Annotated in this window: 17 protein-coding genes and 1 pseudogene; 7 read left to right on the top strand and 11 right to left on the bottom strand. The window is 68.8% G+C overall.

Annotation, left to right across the window (positions count from 1 at the left end):
* Positions 1–13: 13 nt before the first annotated feature.
* Positions 14–703, top strand: coding sequence for an O-methyltransferase (locus ABT313_RS33680; protein ID WP_350862142.1), 690 nt, complete (start codon positions 14–16; stop codon positions 701–703).
* A 126-nt stretch (positions 704–829) separates the two neighbouring features.
* Positions 830–1,951, top strand: a complete 1,122-nt coding sequence (locus ABT313_RS33685; protein ID WP_350862144.1) for a Fic family protein — start codon at positions 830–832, stop codon at positions 1,949–1,951.
* Here the strand turns inward: ABT313_RS33685 and ABT313_RS33690 are convergent.
* The 4 genes from ABT313_RS33690 to ABT313_RS33705 are packed head-to-tail and all read right to left on the bottom strand — an operon-like array spanning position 1,879 to position 4,530.
* Positions 1,879–2,601, bottom strand: a complete 723-nt coding sequence (locus ABT313_RS33690) for an alpha/beta hydrolase family protein (RefSeq protein WP_350862146.1) — start codon at positions 2,599–2,601, stop codon at positions 1,879–1,881. The two genes, ABT313_RS33685 and ABT313_RS33690, sit on opposite strands and share 73 nt — an antisense overlap.
* Positions 2,598–3,593: an amidohydrolase family protein gene (locus ABT313_RS33695; RefSeq protein ID WP_350862148.1), complete on the bottom strand. Its 996-nt coding sequence runs from the start codon at positions 3,591–3,593 to the stop codon at positions 2,598–2,600. Before ABT313_RS33695 ends, ABT313_RS33690 begins: the two co-directional genes overlap by 4 nt.
* Positions 3,590–4,105 (bottom strand): 3-hydroxyanthranilate 3,4-dioxygenase, encoded by a 516-nt coding sequence (locus tag ABT313_RS33700; RefSeq protein ID WP_350862150.1) that lies wholly within the window; start codon positions 4,103–4,105, stop codon positions 3,590–3,592. The genes ABT313_RS33695 and ABT313_RS33700 overlap by 4 nt, the downstream gene beginning before the upstream one ends.
* 2 nt (positions 4,106–4,107) lie before the next feature.
* Positions 4,108–4,530 carry a RidA family protein gene (locus ABT313_RS33705; protein ID WP_350862152.1) on the bottom strand — a complete coding sequence of 141 codons (423 nt, stop codon included), beginning with the start codon at positions 4,528–4,530 and terminating at the stop codon, positions 4,108–4,110.
* Positions 4,531–4,620: 90 nt separating this feature from the next.
* Here ABT313_RS33705 and ABT313_RS33710 point away from each other — a divergent pair, with 90 nt between their 5' ends.
* A complete protein-coding gene (locus tag ABT313_RS33710; protein WP_350862154.1) occupies positions 4,621–8,115 on the top strand; it encodes a tetratricopeptide repeat protein in 3,495 nt (1,164 codons plus the stop codon).
* On the opposite strand, the gene ABT313_RS33715 is transcribed toward ABT313_RS33710, so the two are convergent.
* The 4 genes from ABT313_RS33715 to glgC form a co-directional block, all read right to left on the bottom strand.
* Entirely contained in the window at positions 8,116–9,618 is a 1,503-nt protein-coding gene (locus tag ABT313_RS33715; RefSeq protein WP_350862156.1) for a 2-hydroxymuconic semialdehyde dehydrogenase, read from the bottom strand. It abuts the gene before it with no gap.
* A 145-nt stretch (positions 9,619–9,763) separates the two neighbouring features.
* The gene (locus ABT313_RS33720; protein WP_350862158.1) at positions 9,764–11,065 is read right to left on the bottom strand and encodes an FAD-dependent oxidoreductase; all 1,302 of its coding nucleotides are present in this window, start codon (positions 11,063–11,065) and stop codon (positions 9,764–9,766) included.
* Positions 11,062–12,315, bottom strand: a complete 1,254-nt coding sequence (gene kynU / locus ABT313_RS33725; protein ID WP_350862160.1) for a kynureninase — start codon at positions 12,313–12,315, stop codon at positions 11,062–11,064. Before kynU ends, ABT313_RS33720 begins: the two co-directional genes overlap by 4 nt.
* The gene (gene glgC, locus ABT313_RS33730) at positions 12,312–13,574 is read right to left on the bottom strand and encodes a glucose-1-phosphate adenylyltransferase (RefSeq protein WP_350862162.1); all 1,263 of its coding nucleotides are present in this window, start codon (positions 13,572–13,574) and stop codon (positions 12,312–12,314) included. The genes kynU and glgC overlap by 4 nt, the downstream gene beginning before the upstream one ends.
* Before the next feature lie 64 nt (positions 13,575–13,638).
* Here glgC and ABT313_RS33735 point away from each other — a divergent pair, with 64 nt between their 5' ends.
* The 3 genes from ABT313_RS33735 to ABT313_RS33745 all read left to right on the top strand — a co-directional run bounded on the left by ABT313_RS33735 (position 13,639) and on the right by ABT313_RS33745 (position 16,669).
* Positions 13,639–14,184, top strand: a complete 546-nt coding sequence (locus ABT313_RS33735) for a GNAT family N-acetyltransferase (RefSeq protein ID WP_350862164.1) — start codon at positions 13,639–13,641, stop codon at positions 14,182–14,184.
* 19 nt (positions 14,185–14,203) lie between these two features.
* Entirely contained in the window at positions 14,204–15,361 is a 1,158-nt protein-coding gene (glgA, locus tag ABT313_RS33740; RefSeq protein ID WP_350862166.1) for a glycogen synthase, read from the top strand.
* A 69-nt stretch (positions 15,362–15,430) separates the two neighbouring features.
* On the top strand, positions 15,431–16,669 hold the full coding sequence (locus ABT313_RS33745; protein ID WP_350862168.1) for an alpha/beta hydrolase: 1,239 nt from the start codon (positions 15,431–15,433) through the stop codon (positions 16,667–16,669).
* Positions 16,670–16,684: 15 nt separating this feature from the next.
* Here ABT313_RS33745 and ABT313_RS33750 read toward each other — a convergent pair whose 3' ends face one another.
* Positions 16,685–17,536, bottom strand: a complete 852-nt coding sequence (locus ABT313_RS33750) for a helix-turn-helix transcriptional regulator (protein WP_350862169.1) — start codon at positions 17,534–17,536, stop codon at positions 16,685–16,687.
* Positions 17,537–17,639: 103 nt separating this feature from the next.
* Here ABT313_RS33750 and ABT313_RS33755 point away from each other — a divergent pair, with 103 nt between their 5' ends.
* Positions 17,640–18,491 carry an oxidoreductase gene (locus tag ABT313_RS33755; protein ID WP_350862171.1) on the top strand — a complete coding sequence of 284 codons (852 nt, stop codon included), beginning with the start codon at positions 17,640–17,642 and terminating at the stop codon, positions 18,489–18,491.
* A gap of 110 nt (positions 18,492–18,601) precedes the next feature.
* Here the strand turns inward: ABT313_RS33755 and ABT313_RS33760 are convergent, their stop codons facing one another.
* Both ABT313_RS33760 and ABT313_RS33765 read right to left on the bottom strand, forming a co-directional pair.
* Complete coding sequence (locus ABT313_RS33760) at positions 18,602–19,333, bottom strand: putative endonuclease domain-containing protein (protein WP_350862461.1); 732 nt, start codon at positions 19,331–19,333, stop codon at positions 18,602–18,604.
* 87 nt (positions 19,334–19,420) lie between these two features.
* Positions 19,421–19,555 (bottom strand): annotated as a pseudogene (locus ABT313_RS33765) (type IV toxin-antitoxin system AbiEi family antitoxin domain-containing protein); the annotation flags it as partial.
* Positions 19,556–19,696: the final 141 nt, after the last annotated feature.

Genomic DNA, 19,696 nt, shown 5'->3' on the forward strand with positions numbered 1-19,696 from the left:
GCTCTGGTTCAGCATGGGTACCGCAGCCGCAGAACACTCCGCCGACCACTGGGAGGACGCCATCGCCACCGGCATCGACCCGACGTCCTGGGCGTACGCCGAGGACTACACCGGCGAGGACGAAGTCGTCACCGGTGCGCGGGCGAGCGCCGCGGACAGCGGTGTCGCCCCGATCGGCCCCGGCGCTGCGGCCGCCCTGAGCATGCTCGCCGCCGGCGCGGGCGCCAAGGCGGTCGTCGAGATCGGCACCGGGACCGGCGTCTCCGGCCTGGCCCTGCTGCGCGGGATGCGCGCCGACGGCACGCTCACCACGGTCGACATCGACGCGGAGAACCAGCGCCTGGCCCGCAAGACCTTCCTGGACGCCGGCGTCGCCTCCAACCGCTTCCGGCTGATCGCCGGCGCCGGACTCGACGTGGTCACCCGCCTCACCGACGGGCACTACGACCTGGTCTTCTGCGACGCCGACCGCCGCGAGAACACGGCGTACCTGCACGAGGCCCTCCGCCTGCTCCGCCCCGGCGGCGTCGTCGCCTTCGCCGGCGTCCTCACCGGCGGCCGCGTGGCCGACCCGTCCCACCGCGACCCCGACACCATGGCCCTGCGCGACCTCATCCGCGCCGTTCGCGACGACGACAACCTCGTCTCAGCCCTCCTCCCCACCTCCGAAGGCCTCCTCACCGCCGCCAAACGCATCAGCTGAGGTGACAACCAGTGGCCGCAGGCCACTGACCGTAGCCAGTTTGGCTCAGGAATGCGCCAAGAAAACCAACAAACATACTAAGATGAGAAGGACTTAGTATGTTTATCGGTTTCTTTGGAGGATTGGGTGCGCTCGTTCGCAGACCTGGACCGAGTGATCGGTCGGGTCCCGGCCGACATCGTCATGCGCCTCCGGTCGATCGACACCGGCCGCGGTAGTGAGGCGCTGTACCGGCACCAACTGCCCGCCTTGCTGACCGAGCTTGCCAACCGTGCGCGGATCCAGAGCATCACCGCCTCGTCGGCCATCGAGGGTGTTGTAGTGCCGGACCTCGCCCGGGCCGAGCGGATCATCGACGGCAAAGCCGGCGTTCTTCGGAACCGGAGTGAGCAGGAGTTGGCCGGGTACCGCAAGGCGCTCGACTACCTGTTCCAGGAGGACTGGCATCCGCTCAACATCGGTCTCTTGCTGCATCTTCACAGGCTGCTCTGGTCGGAGACCGCATATCCAGGTGGCCAACTCAAGACCGACGACAATCTCGTCGTCGACCGCTCACCCGACGGCAGTACGACGGTCAGGTTCGTACCGGTCCCAGCGGCGAAGACCGCAGAGTGCCTGACCGAACTCGTCGGCCGCTATCGGGATGCTCAAGCGGACGCCAGACATCACCCGGTTCTTCTGGTCGGTCTGTTCGTGCTGGATCTGCTCGTCATCCATCCGTTCGCGGACGGCAACGGCCGGGTCGCTCGCGCGCTGACGAATGCTCTCCTGATCGACGGCGGATACGAGGTCTGCCGCTGGGTCTCGCTCGAACAGCTCATCGCCGACTCGGCCGACGAGTACTACGCCGCGCTTCTCCGCTCGACCGATGACTGGCACGACGACCAGGCCGACCCGTGGCCCTGGCTGTCGTACTTCGTGAACGTGCTCGCGTCGGCGTACCAGATCTTCGCGCGCAGAGCCGCTGCTCATCGCAGCGGAGGCACGAAACAGGAGCGCGTCAGGACTCACGTGCTGAAGCATGCCGCGCCGGTGTTCCGGCTTGCTGACGTCCGGACAGCCCTGCCGGGGATCAGCGACCAGACCATCCGGCTCGTGCTCGAGGAGCTCAAGAGCGAGCAGAGGGTGAGTCCCGAAGGGACCGGCCGCGGCGCTGTCTGGCGGCGCATCCCCGATCAGCCGGTGAGGCGGGTTAGTTCGGTGGTTAGTTCGTGCCAGGCGGTGGACAGAGGGTCTATCAGTTCGTAGTGGGCGCAGTGGGGGACGCGGACCAGGCGGGCGGTGGGGTGGGCGGCGAAGTAGGACTCGGTGATGCTGAGGGGGACTCTGGTGTCGTCGACGCCGTGGATGAGGGTTACCGAGGCGATCGGGGCGGGGAGGTGGACCGGGTCGAGGTCGTTGCGGACGCCGCTGCCGATGAAGGCTTGTACGGCGCCCTCGTCGAGGTCCAGGCGGTCTGCCATCAGCAGGTCGGCCACGGGAGCCAGGGCGATCACGCCGCGGAGGCGGACCGGGTTGGTGGTCGCAGCGAGCCAGAGTGCCAGCTGGCCGCCGGCCGAATGGCCTACGAGGATGTAGCCGGCGTGTACGTCGACCAGGTCGGGCAGGGCATCCAGCGCCGCACGGATGTCTGACGTCGTCGCGTCGGGATCGCCCGGCACCCGGCGGTACTCGAGGGAGACGACCGGCCAGCCGAGGTCGGAGAGGGCTTCGCCGAGGGGACGGGCATGCTTGCGGTCGTACTCCGGCCGCCAGAAACCCCCGTGGATGAAGACGATCAGCGGGCGGTACTCCTTCGCGTGCCAGTAGTCGATCACCTGGTCCGCGTGGTCGCCGTACCGCAGCTGCTCGTCCGGCTCGCGCGCTTCACGCGTCAGTACCGATCGGTCCTCGGTCATTCAGACCTCCCGAGATAGCTCAGGGCGTTCGCCGTCAGCAGTTTGTGCTGCTGCTCCGCGGTCAGGAAGCCGGACTTCCGTACCACCTCCCCGACCGGCCGCTCACCCAATGGATAGGGATAGTCACTGCCGACCAGAACGCGGTCTTCCCCCAAGGTATCGACAAGTAGCCGCAATGGCGCTGATTCAAACACCACCGTGTCGACCAGGATCCGGTCCAGGTACGTCGACGGTGGGTGCTGCGAGCAACCACGGACGATCTCGCCGCGCCGGTGCCAGGCGTTCTCCAGCCGCCCGAGCCAGAACGCGAAACTGCCGCCCCCGTGGGCGAAACAGATCCGCAACGACGCCGGCAGCGCGTCGAAGGCACCGCCGAGGATCATCGCCAGCAGCGACAGATGCGTCTCGGCGGGCATCCCGGTCAGCCAGCGCGCCATCCACCGGTCCAGCCGCGGTCCGCCCGGCATGTCCCACGGATGCACCAGCACCGGCGTACCGGTCTCGGCGCAATGGTTGAGGAAGGCAACGATCCCGGCATCGTCGAGATCCTTGTCGCCGACGTGGTTCCCGATCTCGACCCCGACGTGGCCGGCCGCGCGGGCCCGGTCCAGCTCGGCACAGGCCAGGTCCGGATCCTGCAACGGCACCTGGCAGAACGGCACGAACCGCTCGTCTCCCGCCAGCGTCTCCAGCGTCAGGTCGTTGAAGATCTCCGCGAGCTTCACGGCCTGGGCGGCCGGCCGCTCGTAGCCGAAGAACACCGGCGTCGGCGAGACCACCTGCAGATCGATGCCATCGGCATCCATATCGGCACGACGTACGCCGCGATCCCAGGCCTGCGGTCCGATCGGGCGGAACTCGTTCTGGCCGATCATGATCATCGCGGCCCGCTCGGAGTCGATCCGCAACCACGGCCAGCCGTCGCCGCCGCACGCCGTCGCGAGATCCGGCCAGCCGTGCGGGACCAGATGCGTGTGGACGTCGACCGTCATTTACCCGGGTGCAGCGTGCCGCACTGCGGGCAGGTGCGCGCGTCCTCGCTCTCGTAGAACGCCTTGAACACCGGTGGCAGGTCGGCGACGATATCGGTCACCTGGAGCTCGACCTCGTGCACGATCCCGTTGCAGTTGGCGCAGTACCAGCGGAACTTCTCCAGCGTGCCCGGCTCCCGGACCCGCTCGATCACCAGGCCGATCGAGTCCGCGTCGCGCTGCGGCGAGTGCGGCATGCTGCGTGGCAGCACCCACATCTCCCCTTCGTTGATGTCCACCCGGCCCGGTCCGGCATCCGTCATCACGTCGACGTGCATCGTGCCTTTGATCTGGTAGAAGAACTCCTCGTACGGGTCGACGTGGAAGTCGGTGCGCTGGTTCGGGCCGCCGACCACCATCGTGATGAAGTCGTCCCCGGTCGGGAACATCTGCTTGTTGCCGACCGGCGGCTTCAGCAGATGCCTGTTCTCCTCGATCCACTCCGGAAAGTTCGTCGACTCCAGGTTCGTCATCTTCACTCCTTCTCGAGCGGGATCGCCGCCACACAAGAGATCTCGATCAACAGTTGCGGGTGAGGCAGTTGATGTACTGCGACAGTCGTCCGAGCCGGCCCGGACTCGTCGAAAAACTCACCATAGACCTCGTTGTACCCGCCGAAGTCGTTCATCGACACCAGGTACGTCGTCACGCTGACCAGGTCCTCGAGCCCCGCCCCGACCGCCGCGAGGACGTCCCGGATGTTCTCCAGCACGACCCGCGTCTGCACCCGGATGTCCAGCGCGACCGTCCCCATCGCGTCCACCGACGCCCCGGCGATCGAGTTGTCCGGCCGCCGGCTCGACGTACCCGACACGAAGGCGAACCCGTTCGAAACCTTCACGTGCGGGAACCGCCCCCGCGGCACCGCTTTGCCTGGCACCACCTTCGCGTCAGCCACGGGAACACCTTGCCCTACCGACTGGCACCCGCCAAGTACCCACGGTCGGATAGCATCGGACGTCCACCGAGCGACGAACTGGGGGCCGGGGTGGCCGAGCCGAAACCTTCGCTGCAGGACCGGATCCGGGCCCGGCAGGAGGGTGCGTTCATCGGCCGTGCCGAGCCGCTGGCGCAGTTCGAGCGCAACCTGACGCTGCCGGTGGACGACGGGCGACGCCGGTTCGTCTTCGCCGTACACGGTGCCGCGGGGGTCGGGAAGACCAGCCTGGTCGGGCAGTGGCGCCAGTTGGCCGAGTCGCGCGGCTACGCCACCGGGTACGTCGGCTCCGGGTACGACGTACTGTCGGCGCTGGAGCAGCTGACGACTTCGCTCGCCGCGTCCGGCCTCGAGTGCACGACGTTCGGCCGGAGGCTGGCGCAGTACCGGAAGGACCGGCGGGCCGTGGACTCCGATCCGAACGCGCCGGCTGGGATGTCCTCGCTGCTGACCCGCTCGGCGACCCGGATCGCGCTGCGCGCTGCCGGTGACCTCCCGTTCGTCGGTGCGTTCACCGACGAGATCGACAAAGACGAGGCGGCTGTGCAGGCCGACCAGGTCCGGGCCTTCCTGGCCCGCCGGTTCGGACGACGGCACGACCTCGACCTGTTGCTGTCACCTGTCGATGTGCTCAGCCGGGCCTTCGTCACCGACCTGCGGCAGGCCGCGAGGCGGCAGCCTTCGGTGCTGTTCTTCGACGCGTTCGAGTCGACCGGACGGTACCTCAACGGCTGGCTCCTGCAGCTGCTCGACGGCCGGTACGGCGACCTGCCGGAAGACATCGTCCTGGTCGTGTCGGGCCAGGAGCCGCTCGACGCGAACCTCTGGGCCGGCTACCTCACCATCCGGGCCGACGTAGAGCTCCAGGTGTTCACGGCGGCCGAGACCCACCAGCTCCTCGCCGCCCACGGCATCGTCGATCCCGCGACCGTCGAGCTGATCATCGGGCTCTCCGGCCGTCTGCCGGTGCTGGTCGCCATGCTCGCCGCCGCCGCTAAGGACGGCACGATCAGGGCCTCCGACTCGACCGGCACGGCTGTCGAGCGCTTTCTGCACGGCGTCTCCGACCTCGACCGGCAGCGGGCAGCGCAGGCGGCCGCGCTGTGCCGCCGGCTGGACCGTGAGACCGTGGCAATCGCGTCGGGCGCGGCCGCCGACTTCGACTGGTTACGCCGGCTGCCGTTCGTCGTCGCCCAGCCGGACGGCTACTACTACCACGACGTGGTCCGGACGATGATGATCCGCTCGTACCGCCGGACCGACCCGGACGACTGGCCGGCCCGTCATCGGGCGCTGGCCGAGCATTACCGTCGCCGGCAGGACGCGCTCGACCTGCCGGTGTTCGAGCGATGGCGCGATGACCGATGGCTCGACCTGAAACTCGAGGAGACCTACCACGATCTGTGTGCGGCTGGGACGCCCGCGTTGCGGGACAGCCTGCACGGCCTGATCGACGTGTACCGACGTACCAGCGACGGTGCGGTGCGGTGGGCCCGAACGATCGCTCAGGCGGGCGACGACTCGGGTGTCGAGGCATTGCGGACGACAGGCGCGGACCTCACTCGCCGGCTGACCGGTGAGCCTGCTGACGTGATCGCGCTGCTGGGTCAGTTGGCCGGCGACCGGTCCCTCGACGACCAGCACCGGTGGTACGGGTGGTTCCTGCGGAGCCAGCTGCAGACCAGATCGGGAGATCACGCGGCGGCCCTGCTCGATCTCGACCACGCCGATGAGTTCTTCCCAGGCGCGGCGACGAAGGAACTGCGCGGACAGATCCACGCCGACCTCGGCGAGTACGACCAGGCGCTGCTGCACCTGGACGAGGCGGCCCGGCTGGATCCGCAGTACGGCATGGTCTTCACCACCCGCAGCGAGGTCCACCGGCTCCTCGAGCAGTACGACGCTGCCCTCGAGGACATCAACCGCGCTCTCGAGCTCCGGCCGGCCGATCCCGCCCTGCTCGCGGGGCGGGGCGCGCTGTATCTGGACCTGGATCGGACCAGCGAGGCCAGGGCCGACCTCGATCACGCCATCGCTCTGGCCCCAGCGGAGCCGACCTGGCTGCTCTGGCGGTCCCACCTCTTCCTGCGCAGCGGTCGCTTCACCGAGGCGCTGGCCGACGTCGACCGTGCGGTGGAGCTCGATCCGAGCTCGACCGAGGCCCGCGGTGAACGAGCCCTGCTGTCCGGCATCCTCGGCCGGACGGAGCCTGATCCGGGATTCGATCCAGGGTTCGATCCGGAACTCCAGATCGAGGTCGCGGTCGCGCGGGCGATGGGCCGGCTGGTGTCCGGCGACGCCTCCGACACGGTGCCGGACCTGTCTCGGCTGATCGAGAGCAACCCGGACAACCCGTTGCTGTACTACGGCCGCGGGTCCGTGTTCAGAAGTCTGGGCCGGTTCGACGAGGCCCTCGCCGACCTCGGCCGGGCGATCGAGCTGGATCCGGAACCGTTGCCGGCGCTGGCCGAGCGCGCCGAGGTGTACACCGAGCTCAGCAGGTTCGACGAGGCGCTGGCCGACCTCGATCGCGCCCTCGGGTCCGAGCCGCACTCGGTCGAGCTCTGGACGACTCGCGCACAGCTCAACAACCGGGCCGGACGGCGCGAGGCGGCGCTCGCCGACCTGGACCGGGCTGCCGGACTCGCGCCGGACTCCGGAGAGGTCATGCTGACACGCCGGCTGCTCGGGGCAGACGCCGGCGATCCCGACGAGGCGATGCGCAAGCTCGACCGCGCCATCGCACGCAATCCTGACGACATGCCTGCCGTGATCGAGCGGGCGCAGACGCGGCTCCAGCGCGGCCGGTACGCGGCGGCGATCGAGGACTTCGACAGCATCCTGCGGTTCCTCCCCAACAACCACGCGGTCCACGCACTTCGCGCCCACGCCCTGTACCTACTGGGCGACACGGCGGCGGCACGGCGCGAGTTCGACCGTGCCGTTCAGCTGACCGGCAGGAACGGGTCCGTGCTCGCGATGCGGGGTCGGTTCCACTACCGCACGGGCGATCATCAGGCGGCGCTGGGCGACTACACGCGGGCCGTCGAGCTTCTGCCCACTCGCCCCCACGTGTGGATCGGGCGCGGCCGGGCCGGCCTTGCGCTCGGCCGGTATGCCGATGCGGCCGCCGATTTCGAGCGGGCGGCGGTCCTCGAGCCGGTCGAGGGCTGGGCGTTCTACGGCCAGGCCCTGACTTGGTGGTACCGGGGCGCGGCGGACCGGGTCCCTCCCCTGCTCCAGTCGGCGGTAGCGGCATCGATCGGCCGGATGTCGGACCTGAGCGGCCCGCTGCCGGACGATCTGCCCGGGCAGCTCGACGCGCTGCACGGCCTGGTGCCGAAGTACCGGGATTGCCTCGAGCTGGTGATCTTCGCGACCGGCCTCGGCGAGACGCCGGCCGCGAGCAGGTTGCTGGCAGCGGTCCTGCGGTCCGGTACGGCCGTCGACGCGGTGAAAGGCATGCGTCAGGACGTCAGCGAACTCGGCAGGTTCGTCGGCGCCGACGCGGTGGCGCCGCTGATCGAGCAGCTGTCCCGGCCCTGATCAGGACAGCTCGACGCAGACGTTGGTTGTCTCGGTGTAGAAGTCGATCGAGTGGCGGCCGCCTTCGCGGCCTACGCCTGACAACTTCACGCCGCCGAAGGGGGTTCGTAGGTCGCGGAGGAACCAGGTGTTGATCCAGCACAGGCCGACGTCGAGTGCGGCGCCGGCGCGGTGGGCCCGGCCTACGTCGCGGGTCCAGACGGTTGCGGCGAGGCCGTAGTCGCTGTCGTTGGCCAGCGCGAAGGCCTCTTCTTCGGTGTCGAACGGTGCGATGTGACAGATCGGGCCGAAGATCTCCTCGCGGTTGGTGCGGGCATCGGCCCCCAGACCGGTGACCACAGTTGGTTGCACGTAGCAACCGCCGTCGCGGGCGTCGCCGAACGTCGGTACGCCGCCGCCGGTGACGACCTCGGCGCCCTCGAGCCGGGCGAGGTCGTAGTACGAGAGGACCTTGTCGCGGTGCTGTTTGGAGATCAGGGGCATGTTCATCGTGGCCTCGTCGGCCGGCCAGCCGTAGGTCAGCTCGGCGGCGCGCGCGGCCAGGCGTTCGGTGAACTCCGTGAAGACCGGGCGTTCGACGTACAGGCGTTCGGTGCACAGGCACACCTGGCCGCCGTTGGTGAAGACCGAGCGGACCGAGCCCTCGACGGCCGCGTCCAGGTCGCAGTCGGCGAAGATCAGGCCGGCGTTCTTGCCGCCGAGCTCGAACGACACCGCCTTCACGCGATCAGCTGCGACCTTGGCGATCGACGTACCGGTGGCGGATTCGCCGGTGAACGTGATCGCGTCCACCCCGGGGTGCCGGGTCAGGTACTCCCCCGCCGACGACGGGCCGAAGCCGTGGACGAGGTTGAAGACCCCGGCCGGTACGCCGGCGTCGGCCATCACCTCGGCCAGTACGGTCGCCGACGACGGCGTCTCCTCGGACGGCTTCACCACCACAGCGTTGCCACAGGCAAGCGCCGGCGCGACCTTCCAGGTCAGCAGGAGCAGCGGAAGATTCCACGGTACGACGATCGCCACCACGCCGACCGGTTTCCGTACGGCGTAGTTCAGCGCGCGACGCCCGTCCGGTAGCACAGTCGTATACGACTCGGTCGGCACTGTCGTCGCGAAGTCTGCGAACGCCCGGAAGTTGGCCGCACCCCGCGGGATGTCGAGCGTCCGCGCCTGGCTGATGGACTTCCCGGTGTCGCCCACCTCGGCCGCGACAAGATCCTCGAACCGCCGCTCCAGCTCGTCCGCAACCCGACGCAGTACGACGGCCCGCTCCTGCTCGCTCATCCGCCCCCAGGGGCCGCGCAGCGCCGCCCTGGCCGCCCCCACCGCCGCATCCACGGTCGCCTCGTCGGCCTCACACACGTCGAAGATCTGCTCCCCCGTCACCGGCGAGACCTTCGCGAACCGCGCCCCACTCTCGACAAACTCGCCGCCAAGAAAATGCCTAAGCAACCCAACCGATGCGGGCTGCCCAGTCAGCAACTCAGGCGACCACAGACTCATACGCCGGTACCTCCTAGGGCTTCCATACCAAACCGTATGGAATGGTCAGGCGCGAGCACCGGCAGGAGCTCGGGCGTGGGCGCGAGCACGGGAGTGGGCGCGGGGCGAGAGCACGGCGTGTTCCTCGGCGTCTCCTTGCGCGGGCTCATCGGCGTTTCCTTGCGCGGGCGAGGGTCGTGAGGATTCCGAGCGCGGCGACGGCTCCAGCGCCCAGAAGCTGGTGCTGGCGTCGGACCCGTTGCTGCACCTCGGCGTACGGCGTGTTGCTGAAGGAGACGAGTTCGTAGCGGGAGAAGTAGCGGCCAGGTAGGAGTCGCTCCAGCGCGTGTTCGACGCGTTTCTGCAGGCGGAAGACCGGGGAGGCGACCTTGTCGCGCATTTCGACGAAGTTGGCGAGGGCCATTTCGGCGATTGCCTCGGTGTTCTCGCGGCGGCGGGCTTCGAACAGGGGAAGCGCCCGCGCCCACGAGCCGCCGGTGTCGTCGAGGCAGCGGTCGAGTTCGACCACGTCCTCGAAGGCGCAGTTGGCGCCCTGCCCGTAGAACGGCACGATCGCGTGCGCGGCGTCCCCCAGCAACGCAGTACGGCCGTGGGCCTGCCACGGCAGCGTGTGCACGGTCCCGAGCACGCCGACGGGATTGTTCAGGTAGTCGTCGACCAGGTTCGGTGCCAACGGCAACAGATCGGGATAGTTGGTGCTGAAGTGCTCCTCGATCCCGGCCCCCGACGTGAGCGCGTCGAAGGACCCGGCCGGCCAGAACAGCGTGCAGGTGAACGACTTGTCCGGGTTCGGCAGTGCGATCATCATCGACGTACCGCGTGGCCAGATGTGCAACGCACCCGGGTCCAGCGCGAACTCGCCGTCGGCGGCCGGGATCGACAGCTCCTTGTAGCCGTAGTCGAGGAACTCGACGTTCTCCGCAACGATGCCCTCGGCAAGCAACTGCTCGCGGACCGCGGACCCGGCCCCGTCGGCCCCGAGGACGACATCGGCAGTGACCGAGACCTTGCCCGCAGGCGTCGCGAACACCATCCGGCCGGCAGCAGAATCCAGCTCCACCAGCCGATGCTCGAACTCGACCGAGACCCCGTCGGCAGCCGACGCGGCCGTCAGCAGCGCGTTGTTCAACGCACCGCGGCTGATCGAGTTGATCGCGCGATCCCCCGACGCCGAGTACGCCTGGAAGTCCAGTGGCCCGGTGACCGGATGAATCATCCGGCCCTTCATCGGCAGCGCATCCGCCATCACCTCGTCGACCAGGCCGATCCGCCGCAACGCGTTCAGCCCGCGTTCGGAGATCGCCAGGTTGATCGACCGGCCCCGCTCGACCTGCGCAACCCGCGGGTCCGCGCGACGCTCGTACAGCGTCACCGTCAACCCGCGCCGCGCCAGGAAACACGCGAGCAACGAACCGGTCAGCCCGGCGCCGACGATCGCGACCTTCATGCCATCACCTCGGTCAACGCCGTCGCGGCCCGCCAGCAGTCGTGGTACGTCGAATACAGCGGCACCGGCGCCAGGCGCAGTACGTCGGGCTCACGCGCGTCCGCGATCACGCCGTACTCGAACCGCAGGCGGCGCGACAGCTCACCGGCCCGCATCGCCGTGACCCGCAACGACAACTGGGCGCCGCGGCGCGCGGGGTCCGTCGGCGTGATCACCTGCAACGGCACGTCCGCCAGCAGTTTCTCCAGGTACGCCGTCAATCGCACACTCCGCTCCCGCAGTACCTCGATGCCGATCTTGTCGAAGAGCTCCAGCGATGTCCGGACCGGGCTCATCGAGAAGATCGGCGGGTTCGACACCTGCCACGCGTCGGCGCTCGCCGGCGGCCGCGACTCGGGCGTCATCTCGAAGCGCGTCGCCGCCTCCGTGCTCCACCAGCCCTCGAACCGCGGCAGGTCCGTGCCGAGGTGACGTTCGTGCACGAACGCACCGGCCAATGCGCCAGGCCCGGAGTTCAAGTACTTGTACGAGCACCACGCCGCGAAATCCACATCCCAGTCGTGCAAGGCCAACGGCACATTCCCGGCCGCGTGCGCGAGGTCCCACCCGACGACCGCGCCGGCCGCATGACCGGCCTTGGTGATCATCGGGATGTCCATCAACTCGCCGGTCAGGTAATTCACGCCGCCGAGCAGTACGAGCGCCACGTCGCCACCGAGCTGCTCGACGACATCCGCCGTCCGCAGACTGTCCTCGCCCGGTCGCGGACGCAGCCGGACGACCGCGTCCTCGGCGTCGTACCCGTGGAAGGCGACCTGCGACCGTACGGCGTAGCTGTCCGACGGGAAGGCGGCGTCCTCGATGACGATCCGGTGCCGCGACCGGGTCGGCCGGTAGAACGACACCATCAGCAGGTGCAGGTTGACGGTCAGCGAGTTCATCACGACAGTTTCGCTCGGCAACGCACCGATCAAGCGGGACGCGGGACCGGTCAGCAGCTCGTGATACGGCAGCCAGGGTCGGGCCGCATCCAGATGGCCCTCGACCCCGAGCGCGGCCCACGCGTCGAGGTCCTCGAGCAGCTCGGCGCGGGTCGCTCTCGGTCGCAGGCCGAGCGAGTTGCCTGCGAAGTACGCCACCTCGGGGTAGTCACCGCCCTGCGCGGGCGGCACGTCGAACAGGTCCCGATGCCCTGCGTCGGTGGCATCGAGGGACAGCGCCCCCTGCTCGGACATTGTCTCGGCCGTCACCCCTCGGCGACCTCGTCGGCAGCGGCGGCCTTCGGCGCCTCGATCATCTGGCCCTTGCCGAGCACCGTCACGCCGCCCTTGGACACGATGAATCCGCGCTCCCGGTCGTAGTCCGGGTCGACGCCGATCTCGACGCCGTCCGGGACGACGATGTTCTTGTCCAGGATGACGTTCTTCAGTACGACGTTCTTGCCGATCTTGCAGTTGTCCATGATCACGCAGCGCTGGATGTCCGCGCCCGAGCTGACGATCACGTTCGAACCCAGCACCGAGTGGTCAACGTGCGCCCCGGTGACGATCGAGCCCTGGCAGACGATCGACTCGCCGACGGTCGCGTCGTCGGTGAACTTCGCGCCGGGCAGTTGCGGGTGCGAGGTGAAGATCGGCCAGTCGGAGTTGTACAGGTTGAACACCGGCTGGATCGAGACCAGGTCCATGTGGGCCTCGTGGTAGGAGTCGAGCGACCCGACGTCGCGCCAGTACGACCGGTCGCGGTCCAGAGCGCCCGGTACGTCGTTCTCCTGGAAGTCGTACACCCCCGCCTTGCCCTCGGCAACGAGCATCGGGACGATGTCGCCGCCCATGTCGTGCCGCGAGGCCGGGTTGGCGGCGTCCTTGCGCAGCGCGTCGACCAGGACGTCGCGGGTGAAGACGTAGTTGCCCATCGAGGCGAACGTCTCGTCCGGCGAGTCCGGCAACCCGGGCGGGTCGGCCGGCTTCTCCAGGAACTCGTCGATCACGTGCCCGTCCGCACCGGTCTTGATCACGCCGAACTCGCTGGCCTCGACCCGCGGCACCCGGATGCCGGCCACGGTGACGCCGTTCCCGCGCTCGATATGCGCGGCGACCATCTGCGACGCGTCCATCCGGTACACGTGGTCGGCGCCGAAGACCACGATGTACTCCGGGTCCGCGTCCCTGATCAGGTTCATCGACTGGTAGATCGCGTCGGCGCTGCCCTGGTACCACTGCGGGCCGAGCCGCTGCTGCGCCGGGACGCAGGTCACGTAGTTGCCGAGCAGGGTCGACATCCGCCAGGTCAGCGTGACGTGCCGGTCGAGCGAATGCGATTTGTACTGGGTGAGCACACAGAGATTTCGATACCCGGCATTGACCAAATTCGAGAGGACGAAGTCGATCAGCCGATAACTGCCGCCGAACGGCACGGCCGGTTTGGCCCGGTCCGCCGTCAGCGGCATCAACCGCTTCCCCTCACCACCGGCCAGCACGATTCCGAGAACTCTGGGCGCCTTTGCCATGTCCGCACCTTAGCTCCGGATACCCCAAGGCATAAGCGCTTGCGAGTGTCGCGACACTGTAAAGATGCCGATCCTCGTCGTACCGACCACTGCCGTTCATCGATCGTTTCTCGCGGCCTGGGACGAGCTCGGTCCGGATCATGAGCGGTGGATGGGTGCACGGTCGATCGCCGCCGACGACGAGGAGTGGACCCGGGAACAGGCGGCCGACCCGGCGGAGTTCCACCGGCTGGTCGAGGCGATCAAGGCCGAGGCGGATCCCGCCACCGAGCTGCCGCCGGGGATCGTGCACCAGACCGTGCTGTGGTTCGTCGACGGGATCGAGTTCCTCGGCCGGCTGTCGATCCGGCACTGGCTCACCCCGGCCCTGCTCGAGGTGGCCGGCCACATCGGGTACTGCGTCCGCCCGTCCGCGCGCCGGCACGGGTACGCGACCCAGATGCTGGCCCAGTCGCTGCCGATCGCGGCCGCCCTGGACATCGAGCCGGCCCTCGTCACCTGCGACACCGGGAACGTCGGTTCGCGCAAGGTGATCGAGGCGGCCGGCGGCGAATTGGAAGACGAACGACACGGAAAGCTGAGGTTCTGGGTGCCGACACACGTGGCCTGATGACCTATGGTCGGAGCTTATGAAGGTCGCCATCCTGACGCGTGAGTACCCACCGGATGTGTACGGCGGGGCGGGGGTGCACGTGGACTTCCTGGTCCGCGAGCTCCGCCGGCTGATCGACGTGGACGTGCAGTGCATGGGCGAGCCCAGGCCGGGCGCGACCGCGCACTCCGAGGACGACCCGCGGATGCCGGGTGCGAACGCGGCGCTGCGCATCCTGTCCACGGACCTCACGATGACCGCCGCGGTCGGCGACTCTCAGCTCGTGCACTCGCACACCTGGTACGCGAACATGGCCGGCCACTGGGCCAAGCTGCTGTACGACGTACCGCATGTCGTCACCGCGCACTCGCTCGAGCCGCGTCGCCCGTGGAAGGCCGAGCAGCTCGGCGGCGGGTACCGGTTGTCGAGCTGGGCCGAGAAGACGGCGTACGAGGCGGCCGACGCAGTCGTCGCGGTGAGCCGCGGGATGCGCGACGACGTCCTCGACTGCTACCCGTCGATCGACCCGGCGAAGGTCCACGTGATCTCGAACGGCATCGACGCGGAGTTCTACCACCCGGACCCGTCCACGCAGGTGCTCGAGCGGCTGGGTGTCGACCTCAATCGCCCGTACGTGACGTTCGTCGGCCGGATCACCCGGCAGAAGGGCGTCCCGCACCTGCTCCGCGCCGGCCTGCGCCTCGACCCGTCCGTGCAGCTCGTGCTGCTGGCCGGGGCGGCCGACACGGTCGAGCTGAAGGCCGAGACCGACGCGCTGATCGACGACCTCAAACTGGCTCGGGACGGCGTGTTCGTGGTCTCGGAGATGCTGCCGCGCGAGCAGGTCCGGCAGGTTCTCACCCACGCGCTGGCGTTCTGCTGCCCGTCGATCTACGAGCCGCTCGGCATCGTGAACCTGGAGGCGATGGCCTGCCGGACCGCTGTCGTCGCGAGCGCGGTCGGCGGCATCCCCGAGGTCGTCGACGACGGCGTGACCGGCATCCTGGTCCCGTACGACGAGAACGACACCGACACGTTCGAACGCGGTCTCGCGGACGGGATCAACGCGCTGGTCGACAATCCGGCGCGCGCGGACGAGATGGGCAGGGCCGGGCGTGAGCGGGCCGTGTCGCAGTTCGGCTGGGACGCCGTCGCGGACCGGACCGTCCAGCTGTACACGAGCCTGCTCGGGTAGGAGAAACCCCACCTCGGTACGGGGCTTCGCACCATTCTTCGGGTGCCGCGGCGGCGGTTGGGTTGAGATATGACATCTCGCCTGACGAAAACTGTCGCCGCGACCATCGCGACTGCTGCCCTGCTCACGTTCCCGCTGTCCGCGTTCGGCGCCGTCAGCCGGCCGACGCTGTCCGAGGCCGCCGTCTCCAGCGTGCATGCTCCGCGCGGCTCGGTGGTCTCAGCGGTGCCGGTCGCGCAATTGACCACGGCTCAGCTCAACGCGGCGTCCGCCGACTTCCCCGGCACACCACCTGCGGCGTACGGCGTGACGGCGTACCGCCTGATCTATCGGACGATCGACCACGACGGACGGCCGACGACCGCGAGCGGGATCGTCGTACTGCCGGACGGGCGTCGCGGTGCGCTGACCGTCGCGGAGTACTTGCACGGGACCAACGCGACGAAGGCCGCGGCGGCGTCGGTGGACGATACGTCGACGGATCGGCTGGTCACGGCGCTGTTCGCGGGTCAGGGGCTGGTCGGCCTGGCTCCGGACTACCTCGGGCTCGGGCTGGGTCCGGGCAAGCCGCCGTACCTCGACACCAGGACCGAGACGACCTCGTCGGGCGATTTGTTGCTCGCGGCACGGACCTTCGCGGCCAAGCACGGGATCGCGCTGAAGCGGGACGTGCTGGTGACCGGCTTCTCGCAGGGCGGGCGTGCGTCGATGGCCTTCGGCCGGGCATTGAGCCGCGGCGAGGTCGGCCCGTTCCGCATGGGCTCGATCCAGGCCGTCGCCGGTCCGTACGACCTGCTCGGCAGCGAGCTGCCCGCGGTCTTCACCGCCGGTGTCCTGCCGCCGACGGCGACGTTCTACCTCGGGTACCTCATCACCGCGTGGAACCGGACCGTCGGGCTGTACGACGATCCACGTGAAGTGTTCCAGGCGCCGTACGCGGCGACCGTCGAAGGGCTGTTCGACGGCACACACTCCTATGAGGACATCGTCGCTGCGCTGCCGGACACGCCGCAGAAGCTGTTCACGCCGGCGTTCATCAAGCAGCTGCAGCACCCGACCGGTCGCCTGCTGCGGGCAGTCCGAGCGGCCGATCAGGTGTGTCGCGACTGGACGCCGCGGGTCCCGGTGCATCTCTACAGCGGTACGAAGGACACCGACGTGGTGGCCGCCAACGCCGAGGCTTGTGCAGCCTCATTGCGAGCACGCGGCGCCGACGTCACGGTCCACCACATGGGCCCCGTCGATCACACGGGCACGGCGTTCGCGGCGTACCCGGGGATCATCCGCGCGTTCAGCCGCTGGGCCTGACGGTGGCTTCCCGGGCTAGGAAGACTCCTTCGGGCTCGGCTGCGGCTGCTCGTCGCTGGACGCGATCAGGCTGCCGAGCAGGGCCAGCAACTCGACGTCGCGCGATCCCGGTACGGCGTGGAAGATCACCAGCGTCATGCTGTCGGTCCCGCCGATCGTGAGCTTGTCCGAGCGGAGGTCGAGGTCGCCGACGGCGGGATGCGTCAACTGGCTGAGCCGGCCCTTGCGTGGGCGGACGTCGTGCCGCGCCCAGAGCTGGCGGAAGCGTTCGCTGCGGACGGACAGATCGCCAACCAGTTCCTTCAGGCGCGGGTCGTCCACGTTCGGGCCGAGCACGGTGCGGAGAATCGCGACGCCCTCCTCCGTCAGGTCCTCCCAGTCGCGGCGCAGCTCACGTTCGCGAGGATCCAGCAGTACTGCGGTGAGCAGGTTGACGCCGACCTCGTAGTTCGGGGAGAGCGCCGCGCAGAGCGGGTTCACGGCCAGGCAGTCGGTGTACTTGTTCTGCACGTACGCCGGGTTGTCGGGCAGCCCGTCGATCAGCTCGACGATGCTCTCCGGGACCTTCTCGCCGGTCCGTCGTGGAGCCGGGCGCTCCTGGGTGAGACTGCGCAGGTAGGCGGTTGCGTCGGCGTCGAGTCGCAGTACGTCGGCGAGCGCTTCGAGAACCTGCACGGACGGATTGCGGTCACGGCCTTGCTCGAGGCGGAGGTAGTAGTCCGAGCTGATGCCGGCGAGCATCGCGACCTCCTCGCGGCGCAGCCCGGGGACGCGGCGCAGGCCGATGCTCCGGATGCCGACGTCCTCGGGCTTGACCTGCTCGCGCCTGGCCCGGAGGTAGTCGCCCAGCGCGTTCGTACTCTCCATGACTCCCACGGTAGTCCGGACCCTGCCCGGGTGCCTGGGTCCTGTCACTCCCAGGAACAGCGGGGTACTCCCTGGTCTCGGTGCTCCGGGCAACAGTGGAAGCATGACGAACTCAACCATCACCCTCGCCGAGGACCTCACCATCACCCGGATGGGGTACGGCGCCATGCAGCTCGCGGGCCCCGGTGTCTTCGGCCCGCCGAAGGACCGCGACCAGGCCATCGCCGTACTGCGGGAAGCCGTTGACCTCGGCGTCACGCACATCGACACCAGCGACTTCTACGGGCCGGTCGTGGTGAACGAGCTGATCAAGGAGGCGCTGTACCCGTACCCGGCCGGCCTGCACCTGGTCACGAAGGTCGGCGCGCGACGCGGCGACGACGGCTCGTGGAACATCACGCAGGACCCTGACGACCTGAAGGCGCAGGTCCACGAGAACCTCGAGCACCTCGGCCTCGACGTACTCGACGTGGTCGGCCTCCGCACCCCCGCCCACGACGGCGGCAGCGAGGAGTCGATCGCCGAGGCCTTCACGGCCCTGGCCGAACTCCAGCAGGAAGGCCTGATCAAGCACCTCGGCCTGAGCGGCGTCACGATCACGCAGATCCGCGAGGCCCAGGAGATCGCGCCGATCGTCACGGTCCAGAACCTGTACAACCTGGTCCGCCGCGACGACGACGCCGTGGTCGACTACACCGCCGAGCACAACATCGCCTTCGCGTCGTTCTTCCCGCTGGGCGGCTTCACCCCGCTCCAGTCCGAGACCCTCGCCAAGGTCGCGGCACGCCTGAACGCCACCCCACAACAGGTCGCACTCGCATGGCTCCTGCAACGCTCGTCGACAAGCGTGGTCATCCCCGGCACGTCGTCACTCACCCACCTGCGCGAGAACATCGCCGCCCGCGACCTGCTCCTCCCGCCCGACGCCGTCACCGACCTCGACGCCATCGCCTAACCCCACCCCCACCCCCGCCCTCGGCCCGCCGGCCCTCCTTGGGTGGGTTCACCTATCCCGTTGTGGGTTCGCACCCCGTAGTACCGGCGGGGAACCCACAGCACGGCGGGTCAGCCCGCCAAGTGTGTACGCCGGGCGATGTCGAACGATTTGCGGATCGCCAGCGCCGTACGGGCCGGGTACGCGAGATCGACCCACCTCAGCCGGAGCACCTGCAGCCCCAACGCTCGGAGGCGGTCCTCGCGGACCTTCTCGTTGATCAGTGTGAGATCAGAGGCACCGCCGTACTTCGCCAAGCCGTCGAACTCGACAACCGTGTTGTAGTCAGGGAAGTAGAAGTCGACCCGGCCGATGAACCCGGCGTCGTCCTCGAACACGGCCTGGAGCACCGGCGGCGGCAGTCCTTCGTTGTGCATGAGCACGCGAAGCCGCGACTCGCCGACGGATTCAGCCAGCGGGTCGGCGAACGCAAGTGCCGACCGGATTGTCGGTCCGCCGGGCCAGCAGTCGGTCACGGTCAGCAGGCGATGGAACTCGCCGACGGACACATCGGGCCGGCGCAGCGCCGCATCGACGCTGATCACAGCAGCCTCGAACGACGTCGTACTCGCGGTTTCGACCACGGCTCGCGGCACCGACGTGACCGCCAACCCGTCCACCCGCGTGACGTCCGCCGCGATCAGCCGACCCTGATGATGCCGGACTCCTGCCTTGACCTCGCCGCGTCCGCTCGTCCGCGTCAACTGAACCTCGGCGAGGTCGGCACGCCAAACCGGAATGCCGTGCAGGATCAATGCCGAGTAATGGCTCACCACGGCCGAGCCCTGCCGCATGGCGTTCATCGCAGCATGAACGAGTCGCCGATGACGAAACAGCTCCTGTTCCCACGGCGCCAAGGCAGCGAGGTCAGCCCGCTCGGCGTAGTACCCGCGCCGAACCCGCTCCCATCTGCCGTCAGTCAGACGTTCACGAATTTGCTCCGGGGTGTATCCGGCCCTGATGGCCTGGGCGCGACTGACAACGCCGCCCTGCCCTACCGCGACTCGCCCAAGCTCTGGATTCATCCACCCAGCATCATTCCCCCCACCCCCTCCCCGCTGCCCCTTCGCGCAATCTGTGGATAACCCGCCTGCGATGGGTTGACCCACCGCGTGGTGGGTTCACCGCCGTCACCCCGGGGGTGGAACCCACAACGGGATAGGTGA

Origin of the sequence: Kribbella sp. NPDC000426, assembly GCF_040300265.1 — a bacterium.
Lineage (GTDB): Bacteria > Actinomycetota > Actinomycetes > Propionibacteriales > Kribbellaceae > Kribbella.